Raw genomic sequence first — 13,604 nt, forward strand, 5'->3', positions numbered from 1 at the left:
CTTCAGACCGCCACGGGTGCCTTGATCGCGGGGTGCGGGTCGTAGCCTTCGATCTCGAAGTCTTCGTACTGGTAGTCGAAGATCGAGGCCGGCTTGCGCTTGATGACCAGGGTCGGGTAGGGCCGCGGTTCGCGGCTCAACTGCAGCGCCACCTGCTCGGCATGGTTGCTGTAGATATGGCAGTCGCCACCGGTCCAGATGAAGTCGCCGACATCCAGCTCGCACTGCTGCGCGATCATGTGCGTGAGCAGCGCGTAGCTGGCGATGTTGAAGGGCACGCCGAGGAAGATGTCGGCGCTGCGCTGGTAGAGCTGGCAGCTGAGCTTGCCGCGCTCGCCGGGTGCCTGCGGCGGCGCCACGTAGAACTGGAAGAAGGCGTGGCAGGGCATCAGCGCCATCTTCGACAGCTCGGCCACGTTCCAGGCGCTGACGATGATGCGGCGCGAGTCGGGATTGCTCCTGAGCGTGTCGATCACCTGCTGGATCTGGTCGATGTGGCCGCCGTCGGGCGTCGGCCAGCTGCGCCACTGCACGCCGTAGACCGGGCCCAGGTCGCCGTCCTCGCGCGCCCACTCGTCCCAGATCGTGACGCCGCGCTCCTTGAGCCAGTTGTTGTTGCTGGAGCCGGTCAGGAACCACAGCAGTTCCTGGATGATGGACTTCAGGTGCACCTTCTTCGTGGTGACCAGCGGGAAGCCCTCGTTGAGGTCGAAGCGCATCTGGTGGCCGAACACGCTCTTGGTGCCGGTGCCCGTGCGGTCGCTCTTGTGCACGCCGGCCGTGTCGACGTGGCGCATGAAGTCTTCGTATTGGGAGCGGATGGGGCGGGGGGTCATGTCAGTACGAACCGAAGAGGGTGTCGAGGGCGTCGGCGATGAGGCCGCTCTGGGGCTGCAGGCTGGTGATCGGCGTGCGCAGCTCCGCGGCCGGAAAGGCGGCCAGCGCGGCGGTGTCGAGGATCACTTCCAGCCCGTCGATGACGAACGCCGGATTCAGGTCGCGCATCGGGCGCCCGAAGGTCCTGGCGGGGCGCAGCGGCACCACGACCCGGGTGTCGACCGCGCTGATGTAGTTGTTCTGCAGGTCGAGCAGATAGGGCGTTCTGTTGCGCAGCTCGGCATCGGGATGCCGGTAGACCTCGTAGCGGGCCATGGGCTCAGAAGGTCCGGTATTTGGCGAGCGGCAGGCCTTCCTCGGCGATGCGCGCGTTGTAGGCAGCGATGCCTTCCTTGTTGTCCTCGTTCCACTTTTCCCAGTAGCGGCGCTTCACTTCCTCGGCCAGCAGGCCGTCGACCGTCTGCGAGACGTTCATGCCGAGCTCGCGCGCCATTTCAAGCACCTTGCTGTTGAGCGACAGGTTGGTCGGCTTCTTGGGTGCGTGAGGATCGAATCGAAGCATGGGAATTCCTTGTGCACGAAGAATGCGCATAGTTTACGCGCATCCGAACTTCAGGCTGAACGAAGCACCCGGCCCGGATTCAGGATGTTCTGCGGGTCCAGCCCGCGCTTGATGGCGCGCATCATCTCGAGCGCGACCGGCGACTTGTGCTTCTCGAGCTTGTCGACCTTGAGCGAGCCGACGCCGTGCTCGGCCGAGAACGAGCCCTCGAATTTCTCCACGGCGTCGTAGACCAGCGTGTTGATCCGGTCCTCGTGGTCGCGCAGGAAGGCCTTGTTGTCGCCGCCGTCCGGCGCCTGCACGTTGTAGTGCAGGTTGCCGTCGCCGAGGTGGCCGAAGTTCACCAGCCGCACGCCCGGGATCTCGCGCGCCAGCAGCGCGTCGGTCTCGGCCACGAAGGCCGGGATGCGCGACACCGCGATCGAGATGTCGTGCTTGATGTTGAGGCCTTCCTCGGCCTGCGCCAGCGGGATGCTCTCGCGCACGTGCCACAGCTGGTGCGCCTGCGTGAGGTTCTCCGCGACCACCGCGTCGGTCACGCAGCCGTCTTCGAAGGCGGTTTCCAGCAGCGCTTCGAAGCGCGCGCGGGCATGGTCCTCGGATTCGCTGTCGGAGTTCTCGAGCAGCACGCAGTAGGGCACGGCATCGTCATCGGCGAAGGGCACGCGCAGGGCAGGAAAGTGCTTGGCGACCAGGCTCAGCGCAAACTTGCCCATGACCTCGAAGCCGGTCAGGCCCGGGCCGAGGCGCCGGTGCGCTAGGCCCAGCAGCGTGACCGCGTGCTCCAGCGACGGCACCGCCGCCCAGGCCGTGAGCTGCGCCGCCGGCAGCGGGTAGAGCTTCATGGTCGCGGCCGTGATGACGCCCAGCGTGCCCTCGCTGCCGATCATGAGATCGCGCAGGTCGTAGCCGGTGTTGTCCTTGCGCAGGCCGCTGGTGCCTTCCCAGACCGTACCCTGCGGCGTCACGACCTCCAGCCCCAGGCAGAGGTCGCGCGTGTTGCCGTAGCGCACGACCTGCGTGCCGCCCGCATTGGTCGCCAGGTTGCCGCCGATGGTGCAGCTGCCCTCCGCCGCCAGGCTCAGCGGAAACAGGAAGCCGGCGTTGCGCGCCGTCTCCTGCAGCGTCTGCAGCACGCAGCCGGCCTCGACTGTCATCGTGAGGTTGGCGGCGTCGATGCTGCGGATCCTGTTCAGCCGCTGCAGGCTCAGCAGCACCTGGCTGCCGCTCTCGTCGGGAATGGAGCCGACCGCCAGGCCGGTGTTGCCGCCTTGCGGCACGAGGGAGGTGCCGGCCGCGGCGCAGGCCTGGACCACCGCCGCCACCTGCTGCGTGTCGCCGGGCCGCACCACGGCCAGCGCCTTGCCGCGCGAGCGTTTGCGCCAGTCCTGCTCCCAGGCGCTCAGATCGCCTTCGGTGAGCACGTTCGCCGCGCCGACGATCGCGCGCAGCCTGTCCAACAAAACGCTCATGGCGTCGCCCCTTCGAGTTTGCGAGCCTCGGCGGCGTTGCGCAGCCGCAGCCGCACATGCCACGCACAGGCCGTGAAAAGCGCCAGGCACAAGAGCACCTGGATCAGCGCCAGCACCTGGCCGACGCCGTTGGTGTCGCTCCAGGCGCGCACCACGCCTTCGGTGAAATAGAGCCAGACCATCAGGCTGACCCAGCGGTAGGTGTACATGCGGTTCTTCAGCAGGCCGGCCAGCGGCACCACCAGCGGCAGCACCTTGAGCGCCAGCCATGAACCGCCCGGGCGCAGCGGCGCCAGCCAGAGCTCCCAGGCCAGGCCGAGCACGATCAGCCCGACGAGGCTGCCGACGGCAAGCCATCGGGTGGCGGAAACGGAGGCGGTGGGGAGGGTGGAGACGGTCACGGCGGGGGCAATTCGGGCGGGCTGCGCCGGAGCGGCGAAAGACCCGGTGGCATGATAACGGCCATGAATCGCCGGCAACTGTGGAGGGATCTTTCGCACTTTCCATGGGGCAACACCGCCGCCGTGCTGGGCGAGCGTTTTCGCGAGGACCGGCTGGGACTCACCGCCAGCAGCCTGACCTTCACCACCACCATCGCGATGGTGCCCTTCTTCACCGTGGCGGCGGCGCTGTTCACGGTGTTCCCGATGTTCAGCACGATGCAGGGCCGGGTCCAGCGCTGGCTGATCGACAGCCTGATCCCGGACAACATCGCGCGCCAGGTGCTGGGCTACGTGAACCAGTTCGCCAGCAAGGCCAGCGGCCTCGGCGTGGCGGGCCTGGTGGTGCTGCTGATCACGGCGGTGGCGCTGATCCTCACGATGGACAAGGCGCTCAACAACATCTGGCGGGTGCGCAAGCCGAGGCCGCTGGCGCAGCGGGTGCTGATCTACTGGGGCACGATCACGCTGGGGCCGCTGGTGCTGGCGCTGAGCCTCAGCACCACGGCGTCGTTCTTCTCGGCCTCGCGCGAGTTCGTGGGCGGCGCCGTCGTCAAGCTGCTGTTCGACAGCTTCGAATTCGTGTTGCTGGCCGGCGGCGTGGCGGCGCTCTACCGCTTCGTGCCGAACACCCACGTCAAGTGGACGCATGCCTGGGCCGGCGGCGTCTTCGTCGCCGCCGCGATCGAGGTCGCCAAGCGCGTGCTGGCCTACTACCTGAGTCTGGTGCCGACCTATTCGGTGCTCTACGGGGCCTTCGCGACGGTGCCGATCCTGCTGGTCTGGATCTACGTGGCCTGGGTGCTGGTGCTGCTCGGCGCGGTGATCGCGGCCTACCTGCCGAGCCTGCTGGCAGGCGTGGCCCGCCGCGGCGGCGCCGCCGGCTGGTCGATGCAGCTGGCGGCCGAGGTGCTGCAGTTGCTGCATGCCGCCCGGTCCACGCCGGCCAGTGGCCTGGGCGCGGGCGAGCTGGTCAGCCGGATGAAGGTCGACGCGCTGCAGCTCGTGCCGGTGCTCGAGACCCTGGTGGCACTCGACTGGATCGCGCCGCTGGCGGAGGAGCGGCGCAACGACGACCCGCGATTCGTGCTGCTGGCCGACCCTGCGACGCCGCTCGAGCCGCTGCTGCGCGAACTGCTCATGCCGCAGGCGCCGCCGCTGCGCAACCTGTGGAGCCGGGGTCCATTGGAGGACCTGCGGCTGCAGGATCTGCTGGCGACTCGATAATGGCGCCGGAAACCTCCCTGCCCCTTTCTCTTTCGCCATCGCCTTGACCGACTTCGCAACCACCGTCCCCGACGACCGCCTCTGGGTCGTCTGCCTGTGCGCCGAATGGTGCGGCGCCTGCCGCGAGTACCGGCCCCTGTTCGAGCAGGTGGCGCGCGAGCATCCGGATTTCCGCTTCGCCTGGGTCGACATCGAGGACCACGCGGACATCGCGGACGACTTCGACGTCGAGACCTTTCCCACGATCCTGATCGCCGACGATGCCGGCACCCGCTTCCTGGGGCCTCTGCTGCCGCATGCCGAGACGCTCGCGCGCCTGCTCGACGCGCTGCAGCCGGCCCAGGCCCTGGTTCCCGAGGTGGCGACCCTGCTCGGGGCGCTGCAGCGCGAGCCCTTGACCTTCTCGGTCCGATGAAGATCCTTCTCTTCGGCGCCACCGGGATGGTCGGGCAGGGCGTGCTGCGCGAATGCCTGCTGGACCGCGAGGTGAGCGAAGTCGTGTGCGTCGGCCGACGCCCGAGCGGCGAGACGCACCCGAAGCTGCGCGACCTGGTGGTGGCCGACCCGGGCCAGCTGGCATCGGTGGAAGCCCAGGTGTCCGGCTTCGACGCCTGCTTCTTCTGCCTCGGCGTCTCCTCGGTCGGGATGAGCGAAGACGACTACAGGCGGGTGACCTACGACCTGACGCTCGGGGCGGCGCGCACCCTGGCCCGGCTCAATCCCCAGATGACCTTCGTCTACGTGACGGGCGCCGGCACCGACAGCACCGAGCGTGGGTCCAGCATGTGGGCTCGCGTCAAGGGCGCGACCGAGAACGCGCTGATGCGGCTGCCGTTCAAGGCCGCCTACATGTTCCGCCCGGGCATGATCCAGCCGATGCACGGCGTGCGCTCGAAGACCGCGCTATACCGATGGGCCTACGTGGTCGCCAACCCGGTCTTCGGGCTGGTGCGCCGATGGCGACCCGATGCGGTCACGACCAGCGAGCAGGTCGGGCGCGCCATGCTGGTGGTCGCCAAGCGCGGCGCGCCGAATCCGCTGGTCGAGATGGCGGACATCAACGCATTGCGTTGAGGCCGGGCGCCGGAGGATGAGTCACAACGAGATCGCCATCGGTGTGGCGGCACTGGCATTGCAGCGATCTGGCCGCTTGGCAGGTGCTGCGCTTCGCCAGCTTCTTGACGAACTGCGGGCGGACGAGGGGGCCGGATCCCTTTCCATCAACGAGGTGCTCGAGCGCGTCGGTGTTTCCAGGCCGTCCGTGAACAAGTCGGTGGGAGACGCACAGCGCGACATCGAGAGGGGCCTGGCGCTCGGCATTGCACCGGTGCCGATGTCGTCCGATCGATACCCCGTCGGCTTGCGGCGGATCGCCGATGCGCCACCCGTGTTGTTCGTGCGCGGCGACATGGCGGTGCTGGACAAGCTTCCGGGTGTGGCCGTGGCCGGCACACGCAGGGCAACGCCGCATGGCCTGATGATCGCGGAGCGGATTTCCCAGTACCTGTCCGACGAGGGCTGGCCGATCGTGAACGAGCTGGCCATCGGAATCAATGCCGCAGCGCACGCCGGCGCGCTGAAAGGCAAGAGCTTGCCGATCGCGGTGCTTGCACATGGGCTCGAGCGGGCCGGCCCGGCCAAGCTTCGGCCGCTGGCGGATCGCATTCTGGAAGATGGCGGGGCATGGGTTTCAGAGCATCCGGTGGGCGTGGCGGCCACTTCGGACAGCCTCGTCGCGTGCCACCGCATACAGGTGGGCCTGACCTGCGCCTCCATCTTCGTGGAGGGCACCGAGAAGAGCGCCTCGGCCGTCCATGCGGAGTTTTGCCATCGCGACGCGCAGACGGTGTTCGCCATACTTCCCGAAGCTGGCTCCAAGGTCAGCACGGCGAGCGCACTGCCGAAGATGCTTGTCGATCGGCATGGCGCGACGCCGATTTTTTCGCGCGCGGACTACCCGGCAATGCTGGAAGCCGTCGCAAGGCGAGCAGCTCAACTGCGCGCCGTGCCATAGGGGGCGGCTCAGGCCAGGAAGTCGCGCAGCGCGAACAGCACTTCGTCGGGCGCCTCGCCCATCAGCGCGTGGCCGGCCTTGACCGTGACGACCTTGGCGCCGGGCGACTTCTGCGCCAGCGTGCGGGCAGCCCGCGGCGGCGTCATCTGGTCCGCCTCGCCGAGCAGGAACAGCGCCGGGCACTGCACCTTGGCCAACGCCTGTTCGCCGTTGGCGTAGTCGTTGCACGCCTTGAAGCCGATGTGGAACACGTTGGCGTCGCGGTTGCTCGCCAGCACGCGCCGCATCAGCGCGCGCGAACTGCCATACAGCCAGCTGCCCGGACCGAGCGGCGGTGCCAGCATCGAATGCGAGAAGGTGGTGACCATCGCGATGGTGCGCTGCGGGTCGTTCAGAGCGCCATCGAGCAATGCTGGCGACACGGTCATCGGATAGGCGGTGCCGACCAGCGCCAGGCGCGTGACCCGATCGGGCGCACTCGCCGCGGTCTCCAGCGCGATCAGCGAGCCGAAGCTGTGGCCGACCAGCGCGGCCTTGGCCACGCCTGCGGCATCGAGCAGGGCAACGACGAACGCAGCCGCCTCCTCGACCGTGGCGGGCGGTGCGCCTTCGCTCCTGCAATGCCCCGGCAGGTCGACCGCCAGCACGTTCCAGCCGTGGTTGGCGAACCATCGGCTCTGCAGGATCCAGACGCTGTGGTCGTTGAGCACGCCGTGGATGAAGACCACGGTCGGCTTGGCGGCGTCGAGCGGCTTGCCGCCGGTGTAGCAGTAGGTGGGGTGGCCGTTGACGATCAGCTCCATCACGCACCTGCCTTTTCCGCCGCCTTCAGCGCGCGCTTGAGGTCGTCGATCAGGTCGGCCGGATCCTCGAGCCCGATCGACAGGCGGATCGTGCCTTGCGAGATGCCGGCGCCGGCCAGGGCCTCGTCGGTCATGCGGAAGTGCGTGGTGCTGGCCGGATGGATCACCAGGCTGCGGCAGTCGCCGACGTTCGCGAGATGGCTGAAGAGCTTGAGCGCCTCGATGAATTTCTTGCCTTGCTCGCGGTTGCCCTTGAGGTCGAAGCTGAACACCGCGCCCGCGCCCTTGGCGCCATGGCGCAGCAGCTTGCTGGCCAGCGCATGGCTGGGATGCGATTCGAGCAGCGGATGCCCGACACGCGACACGAAGGGATGCGCCGCCAGGAACTCGACCACCTTCTGCGTGTTGTCGATGTGGCGCTCCATGCGCAGCGGCAGCGTCTCGATGCCCTGCAGGATCAGCCAGGCCGTGTGCGGGCTCATCGAGGCGCCGAAGTCGCGCAGCCCTTCGCGGCGCGCCCGCAGCAGGAAGGCGCCGACCGTGCTCTCTTCGCTGAACACCATGTTGTGGAAGCCGTCGTACGCCTCGGTCAGCTCGGCGAACTTGCCCGAGCGTTCCCAGTCGAAGCTGCCGCCGTCGACCACCACGCCGCCGATCACGGTGCCGTGGCCGGAGAGGAACTTGGTGGCCGAGTGGTAGACCAGATCGGCGCCCCAGTCGAAGGGCTTGATCAGGTAGGGCGAGGTCAAGGTGGAGTCGACCAGCAGCGGCACCTTGGCCGCGTGCGCGATCTCGCTGACCGCGGGGATGTCCAGCACGTCGAGGCCCGGGTTGCCCACGGTCTCGCCGAACAGCAGCTTGGTCTCGGGCCGGATCGCGGCGCGCCAGCCATCGAGGTCGCCGGGCTTGACGAAGGTGGTCGAGATGCCGAAGCGGCGCATCGTGTAGTGCAGCAGGTTCTGCGAACCGCCGTAGAGCGCGGTGCTGGCGACGATGTGCGAGCCGGCGCCCATGAGGGTGGCGATCGACAGGTGCAGCGCCGCCTGGCCGCTGGCGGTCGCGATCGCGCCGATGCCGCCTTCGAGCGCGGCCACGCGCTGCTCGAGCACCGCGTTGGTCGGGTTGCTGATGCGCGAGTAGACGTGGCCCGCGCGCTCGAGGTTGAACAGCGCCGCGGCGTGGTCGCTGGACTCGAAGACGAAGGAGGTCGTGAGGTGGATCGGCACCGCCCGCGCGCCGGTGGCGGGGTCGGGTGCGGCGCCGGCATGCAATGCCAGCGTGTCGAAGCCGGGGTCTGAGTAGCCGGACATGAGCGCCTTTCGAGATTCGTTTCTGCAATGCCCGGTTACCGCTGCGGATGGCGCGGCGGTCGCGGGTCGTGGACGGGCGGCCATTGTGGGCTATATTCAAATCGGCACGCCGCCAGCAAGAGAGGAGCAAGTTACATGAAAGTCAGCGACATCCTGCGCGTGAAGGGCAACACGCTTTTCACGGTCACGCCCGACGAACCCCTGGCCAACGCGGTCAACGTCATGGCCGAGAAGGACATCGGCTCGCTGGTGGTCATGGAGCACGGCGACCTGGTCGGCATGCTGACCTTCCGTGAAGTGATCGTCGCCATCGTCGCCAACGGCGGACAGATCGGCGGCACTCTGGTGCGCAAGGCGATGGACGACCATCCGGTCACCTGCACCCTCGAAACCGATCTCGACGAGATCCGCCGCATCATGCTGGAGCGCCACGCGCGCTACATGCCCGTGATGGACAAGCGCATGCTGATGGGTGTGATCAGCTTCTACGACGTCGCCAAGGCGGTGGTCGACAGCCAGAATTTCGAGAACAAGATGCTCAAGGCCTACATCCGCGACTGGCCCGAAGAGCAATAGCTCGCAACACGGCCTGGCTGCGCCGGCCGGGTCGGAACCTACTCCTTGATGTTCGCGGCCTGCACGATCTTCTGGTTGCGGGCGTATTCGGCTTTCACGAACTGGCCCAGTTGCTCGGGCGAGCCGCTGCCGGGGACCGCGCCTTGCTCCTGCAGCTTGGCACGCACCTCAGGGTCGTTGAGGACGGCGTTGAGTTCCTGGTTCAGGCGGCTCACGATCGGCGCCGGGGTGTTGGCGGGCGCGAAGATGCCGGTCCAGCTCACCATCTCGAAGCCCTTCAGCCCCGCCATCTCGCCGAAGGCAGGGACCTGCGGCAGCGCGTCGAGGCGCCGGGCGCTGGTGACGCCGAGCGGCTTCAGCCGGTTGCCGCTCACATGCGGGATCGCACTGGTGCTGACCAGCATCGCGAGGTCGACCTGGTTGCCGATCACGTCGGTCGCGATCTGGGCGCCGCCGCGATAGGGCACGTGGGTGACGAAGATGCCGGTGCGCTCCTTCAGCAGTTCCATCGCCAGCTGCAGCACGGTGCCGACGCCCGAGGTGGCGTAGTTGTACTTGCCGGGCGAGGCCTTCGCGAGTTTCACGAAGTCGGCGAAATCCTTGACCGGCAGCCCCGGGCGCGCGACCAGCACCAGCGGGGCGGTGTTCAGCATGCCGACCGGCGCCAGGTCCTTCAGCGGATCGAACTTGAAGGCGGCGGGGTTGATCAGCCGCCCGATCGCGATCGCGCTGTCGGGGCCGGCCACCAGGGTGTAGCCGTCGGGCGCCGCGTTGACCGCCTTTCCGACGCCGATGGCGCCTCCAGCGCCGGTCACGTTCTCGATCACGACCGACTGCTTGAGGCGTTCGCCGAGCCGGGTGGCGACCAGGCGGGCGTTGAAATCCACGCTGCCGCCGGCCGAATACGGGACGATCAGCGTGATCGGCTTGGCGCCGGGCCAGGACGGCGACTGGGCCTGGGCCTGGGCGGCGCCGGGCAGCGCGGCCAGCAGCAGGGCGGCGAGGAGCAGGGGCTTGGCGATGGGGTCTTTCATGGGGTCGGCGGCGATGAAGGGTCTTGGGAGAGAGCGGCACGGAGCTGGTCGAATTCGGCGTTCCAGGCGGCCTGCCACTGGCGGCGCTGGGCGTCGTCGATCCAGGCGCCGTCCAGGCCGTTGCGCATGAAGCCGCGCAGGTCGTCGAGGCCGAAGCCGAAGTCGCGAACCATCATCAGCCAGGCCCCGGTGGGCGTGACCTGGTGCAGGGTCGGATCGTCGGTGTTCGGGTGGATCCGCAGGCCCAGGCCCGGCATGCGGCGGATCGGATGGTCGAGCGCCCAGCGCTCCGGCGGGAGGGTGCGCAGGTAGTAGGAGTTGGTCGGCACGACCGTGAAGATCACGCCGCGTTCGGCGCATTCGCGCGCGAATTCCGGCCGGTCGACCACCGTGTAGCCGTGGTCGATGCGGTCGACCTGCAGCAGTTCGAGTGCGGTGCGCACGTTGGTCCAGGGCATGCCGAACTCGCCGGCGTGCGCGGTGGTCTTGAGGCCGGCGCGCCGGGCGTCGCGATAGGCCTCGGCAAAGAGCTCGGGCGGCCGGTCGTTCTCGCGGTAGTCGATGCCGATGCCGATCACTTCGTCGCACCGGTGCCGGGTCACCCACTGCACCATCTCGACAGCCGCCTCGGGGCTGGCTTCGCGGTCGATGGCCGCGATCAGCCGGCCGACGATGCCGAACTCCCGCTGCGCATCGTGGATCGCGTTGACGATCGCATCCTGCGCCTGGCGGTAGCCGATGCCGGAGGCATGCACGGTGCCGGTGGGGTTCCAGAAGAACTCGCTGTAGCGCACCTGGTGCGAGGCCGCGTCCTGCAGGTATTCGAAGGCGAGCCGGTGCAGGTCGTCGGCGCTGCGGACCAGCTGGGCGTCGAGCGCGCGCAGCACCCGCAGCACGCCGACCGGCTTCTCGCCACGGGTGTAGAAGCTCTCGATCTCGTCGTTGGCCAGCGGCGAACCGGCGCGCCGGTTGAGATCGGCGAAGGTGCCGTGCCGGACCGTGCCGAACAGGTGGCAGTGCAGCTCGACCTTCGGGATCGCCCGCAGAAAGGCTTCGAGGGAGCCCGGGACGGGGATGTCGGCAGTGCGCATGCCGGCAGTCTAGGGAGTGCGGTGAAATAAGGAAAATTTTGAATTTCTATAATTTCATTCATTCGATCGATAACCAAGGCCCATGCCTTCCATGCCCCTTCGTGCCCTGACGCTGCGCCAGCTCCAGTGCTTCTCGGTGCTGGTGCAGGAGGGCCAGTTCGGCCGCGCCGCGCGGCGGTTGTCGATCACCCAGCCGGCGCTGAGCAACGCGATCAAGCAGATGGAAAAACTGCTGGGCGCCGAATTGCTGACCCGCTCGACCCATCGGCTCGAGCTCACGCCCATCGGTGCCGAGGTGCTGGCGCGCACCGACTACCTGGTCAACACCTTCGAGGTCGCCCTGCGCGACATCGAGAGCACGGTGCAGCGCGGGCGGGCGTTCGTGCGCATCGGCGTGATTCCTTCGGCCAGTGCCCGGGTCGCGGCGGCGGTGGCCGAATTCATCGGCGGCGACGCCCCGCCCGGCATCGAGTTCGCCTGGCGCGATGCACCGTCGAACACACTGCTGGCCGAAGTGCGCAGCGGCCAGCTCGACCTGGCGGTTGCGGCCATCACCGAGCCGCCCGGCGGGCTGGCCTGCGTCGACCTGTTCCGCGATCCGCTGGTGCTGGTGGTGCGGCGCGACCATCCGCTGGCCGCGGCCGGCGCTGCGGATTGGGAGGCCATCGGCGGCGAGCGCCTGGTGCTGTTCGAGAGCGGCAGCATGCCGGCCCTCGGCGATCCGGCCCGCGCCCAGTTCGCGCAGGGCGCCGAGCCCTACCGCGTGAGCTATGCGGAAACGCTCTATGCCCTGGTGCGCGGCGGGCTCGCGCTCGGGCTGATGCCGAAGCTCTACACCTCCTCGCTGCGCGACGACGACCTGGCGGTTCTGCCGCTGACCCGGCCCGCCATCGAGCGCCGCGTCGTGCTGGTCTACCTGCCGGGGCCGATGCGCAACGTGGTGTCGCAGGCGCTGATCGGGCATCTGCGGCAGGCGCTGGTGCCGCCCGTGGCCTAGTGCAGTTCCTGCGCCGTGTGGATCATCTCCCGCACCCGCGGGTAGATCTGCGTGTTCCACTTGCTGCCGCTGAAGACGCCGTAGTGGCCGACGCCGGCCTGCAGGTGGTGGGTCTTGAGGTAGGGGCGCACGCTGGTGCACAGGTCCTGCGCCGCCACGGTCTGGCCGACCGCGCAGATGTCGTCGCGTTCGCCTTCGACCGTCATCAGCGCGGTGCGGCGGATCGCGGCGGGGTTCACCCTGCGCTCGCCGACGGTGAGCTCGCCGCGCGGCAGGTCGTAGGTCTGGAACACGCGTTCCACCGTCTCCAGGTAGAACTCCGCCGGCAGGTCGTTGACCGCCAGGTATTCGTCGTAGAAGTTGCGGATCGTCGCCGCCTGCTCGAACTCGCCCTCGACCAGATGGCGGTAGAGCTTCTTGAACTGCTCCTTGTGGCGGTCCGGGTTCATGCTCATGAAGGCGCTGAGCTGCAGGAAGCCCGGGTACACGCGCCGCATCATCCCGGCATGCGGCCAGGGCACCCGGCTGATCAGGTTGCGCTCGAACCAGCCGATCGGGCGATCGGTGGCGAGCTTGTTCACCGCCGTCGGATTGATGCGGCAGTCGACCGGGCCGGCCATCAGGGTCAGGCTCAGTGGCGCCGCGGGGTTGTCGTCCTCGGCCATCAGCGCGGTCGCCGCCAGCGCGGCGACGCAGGGCTGGCAGACCGCGACCATGTGGGCGCCCGGGCCCATCGCCTCGAGGAAGCTCACGATCTGCAGCGTGTAGTCGTCGAGGCCGAAGCCGCCGTTCCACAGCGGCACGTCGCGGGCGTTGTGCCAGTCCGTCAGGTAGACGTCGTGGTCGCGCAGCAGGGTGCGCACCGTTTCGCGCAGCAGGGTCGCGAAATGGCCCGACAGTGGTGCGGCCAGCAGCACCTTGGGCTGCACCGTCCTGGTGTTCTTGCTGAAGTGCAGCAGGGTGCCGAAGGGCGCGACCAGCGCCACTTCTTCCCGCACCGCCACTTCCTCGCCCTCGCTCATGACGCTCTCGATGCCGTAGTCGGGCCGCGTGTGGGTCAGCCGCATGTGGGCATAGACATCGAGCGCGGCCGCGATGCGGCGCCCGGCGCTGCGGTCCGGCCTGGTGGCCTGCCACGCGCCGCTGCCGAGGAACTGGGCAGCGAGCCGGGACGGCGAAAGCAGGTCGGTGTTGGTTTGATAGGCCCGGTACAGCATTCGCTGTCTGCAGGCAAGTTGCGG

At 68.4% G+C, this 13,604-nt stretch carries 16 protein-coding genes; 6 read left to right on the top strand and 10 right to left on the bottom strand.

Annotation, left to right across the window (positions count from 1 at the left end; translation table 11 throughout):
• Positions 1 to 2 precede the first annotated feature (2 nt).
• From QTI45_RS01240 to QTI45_RS01260, 5 genes are read right to left on the bottom strand one after another with little or no spacing between them, the layout of a single operon-like run.
• A complete protein-coding gene (locus QTI45_RS01240; RefSeq protein WP_286371288.1) occupies positions 3 to 836 on the bottom strand; it encodes a thymidylate synthase in 834 nt (277 codons plus the stop codon).
• A 1-nt stretch (position 837) separates the two neighbouring features.
• The gene (locus QTI45_RS01245; protein ID WP_286653301.1) at positions 838 to 1,152 is read right to left on the bottom strand and encodes a CcdB family protein; all 315 of its coding nucleotides are present in this window, start codon (positions 1,150 to 1,152) and stop codon (positions 838 to 840) included.
• A 4-nt stretch (positions 1,153 to 1,156) separates the two neighbouring features.
• Positions 1,157 to 1,399, bottom strand: a complete 243-nt coding sequence (locus tag QTI45_RS01250; RefSeq protein WP_286371290.1) for a type II toxin-antitoxin system CcdA family antitoxin — start codon at positions 1,397 to 1,399, stop codon at positions 1,157 to 1,159.
• A gap of 50 nt (positions 1,400 to 1,449) precedes the next feature.
• Positions 1,450 to 2,871 carry an FAD-binding oxidoreductase gene (locus tag QTI45_RS01255; RefSeq protein ID WP_286653302.1) on the bottom strand — a complete coding sequence of 474 codons (1,422 nt, stop codon included), beginning with the start codon at positions 2,869 to 2,871 and terminating at the stop codon, positions 1,450 to 1,452.
• Positions 2,868 to 3,272, bottom strand: coding sequence for a DUF2069 domain-containing protein (locus QTI45_RS01260; RefSeq protein ID WP_286653303.1), 405 nt, complete (start codon positions 3,270 to 3,272; stop codon positions 2,868 to 2,870). The genes QTI45_RS01255 and QTI45_RS01260 overlap by 4 nt, the downstream gene beginning before the upstream one ends.
• Before the next feature lie 51 nt (positions 3,273 to 3,323).
• On the opposite strand from QTI45_RS01260, the gene QTI45_RS01265 reads away from it, so the two are divergent.
• The 4 genes from QTI45_RS01265 to QTI45_RS01280 are packed head-to-tail and all read left to right on the top strand — an operon-like array spanning position 3,324 to position 6,552.
• Entirely contained in the window at positions 3,324 to 4,538 is a 1,215-nt protein-coding gene (locus QTI45_RS01265; protein WP_286653304.1) for a YihY family inner membrane protein, read from the top strand.
• 43 nt (positions 4,539 to 4,581) lie between these two features.
• Positions 4,582 to 4,953, top strand: coding sequence for a thioredoxin family protein (locus QTI45_RS01270; protein ID WP_286653305.1), 372 nt, complete (start codon positions 4,582 to 4,584; stop codon positions 4,951 to 4,953).
• Positions 4,950 to 5,612 carry an NAD-dependent epimerase/dehydratase family protein gene (locus QTI45_RS01275; protein WP_286653306.1) on the top strand — a complete coding sequence of 221 codons (663 nt, stop codon included), beginning with the start codon at positions 4,950 to 4,952 and terminating at the stop codon, positions 5,610 to 5,612. Before QTI45_RS01270 ends, QTI45_RS01275 begins: the two co-directional genes overlap by 4 nt.
• 16 nt (positions 5,613 to 5,628) lie before the next feature.
• The gene (locus QTI45_RS01280; RefSeq protein ID WP_286653307.1) at positions 5,629 to 6,552 is read left to right on the top strand and encodes a DNA-processing protein DprA; all 924 of its coding nucleotides are present in this window, start codon (positions 5,629 to 5,631) and stop codon (positions 6,550 to 6,552) included.
• A gap of 8 nt (positions 6,553 to 6,560) precedes the next feature.
• On the opposite strand, the gene QTI45_RS01285 is transcribed toward QTI45_RS01280, so the two are convergent.
• Together QTI45_RS01285 and QTI45_RS01290 are read right to left on the bottom strand one after the other, a co-directional pair.
• Positions 6,561 to 7,355, bottom strand: coding sequence for an alpha/beta fold hydrolase (locus tag QTI45_RS01285; RefSeq protein WP_286653308.1), 795 nt, complete (start codon positions 7,353 to 7,355; stop codon positions 6,561 to 6,563).
• Complete coding sequence (locus QTI45_RS01290) at positions 7,355 to 8,665, bottom strand: O-acetylhomoserine aminocarboxypropyltransferase (protein WP_286653309.1); 1,311 nt, start codon at positions 8,663 to 8,665, stop codon at positions 7,355 to 7,357. The genes QTI45_RS01285 and QTI45_RS01290 overlap by 1 nt, the downstream gene beginning before the upstream one ends.
• Before the next feature lie 135 nt (positions 8,666 to 8,800).
• Between QTI45_RS01290 and QTI45_RS01295 the strand changes: the two genes are divergently transcribed.
• Positions 8,801 to 9,241, top strand: coding sequence for a CBS domain-containing protein (locus QTI45_RS01295; protein WP_286653310.1), 441 nt, complete (start codon positions 8,801 to 8,803; stop codon positions 9,239 to 9,241).
• A 38-nt stretch (positions 9,242 to 9,279) separates the two neighbouring features.
• On the opposite strand, the gene QTI45_RS01300 is transcribed toward QTI45_RS01295, so the two are convergent.
• On the bottom strand, positions 9,280 to 10,275 hold the full coding sequence (locus QTI45_RS01300; RefSeq protein ID WP_286653311.1) for a Bug family tripartite tricarboxylate transporter substrate binding protein: 996 nt from the start codon (positions 10,273 to 10,275) through the stop codon (positions 9,280 to 9,282).
• The gene (locus QTI45_RS01305; RefSeq protein WP_286653312.1) at positions 10,272 to 11,366 is read right to left on the bottom strand and encodes an adenosine deaminase family protein; all 1,095 of its coding nucleotides are present in this window, start codon (positions 11,364 to 11,366) and stop codon (positions 10,272 to 10,274) included. The genes QTI45_RS01300 and QTI45_RS01305 overlap by 4 nt, the downstream gene beginning before the upstream one ends.
• 82 nt (positions 11,367 to 11,448) lie before the next feature.
• Here QTI45_RS01305 and QTI45_RS01310 point away from each other — a divergent pair, with 82 nt between their 5' ends.
• Complete coding sequence (locus QTI45_RS01310) at positions 11,449 to 12,363, top strand: LysR family transcriptional regulator (protein WP_286653313.1); 915 nt, start codon at positions 11,449 to 11,451, stop codon at positions 12,361 to 12,363.
• Here the strand turns inward: QTI45_RS01310 and QTI45_RS01315 are convergent.
• Positions 12,360 to 13,580 carry a polyhydroxyalkanoate depolymerase gene (locus QTI45_RS01315; RefSeq protein WP_286653314.1) on the bottom strand — a complete coding sequence of 407 codons (1,221 nt, stop codon included), beginning with the start codon at positions 13,578 to 13,580 and terminating at the stop codon, positions 12,360 to 12,362. The genes QTI45_RS01310 and QTI45_RS01315 overlap by 4 nt on opposite strands.
• Positions 13,581 to 13,604 lie beyond the last annotated feature (24 nt).

It is taken from the genome of Variovorax saccharolyticus, assembly GCF_030316765.1.
GTDB classification, from domain to species: Bacteria; Pseudomonadota; Gammaproteobacteria; order Burkholderiales; family Burkholderiaceae_C; genus Variovorax; species Variovorax saccharolyticus.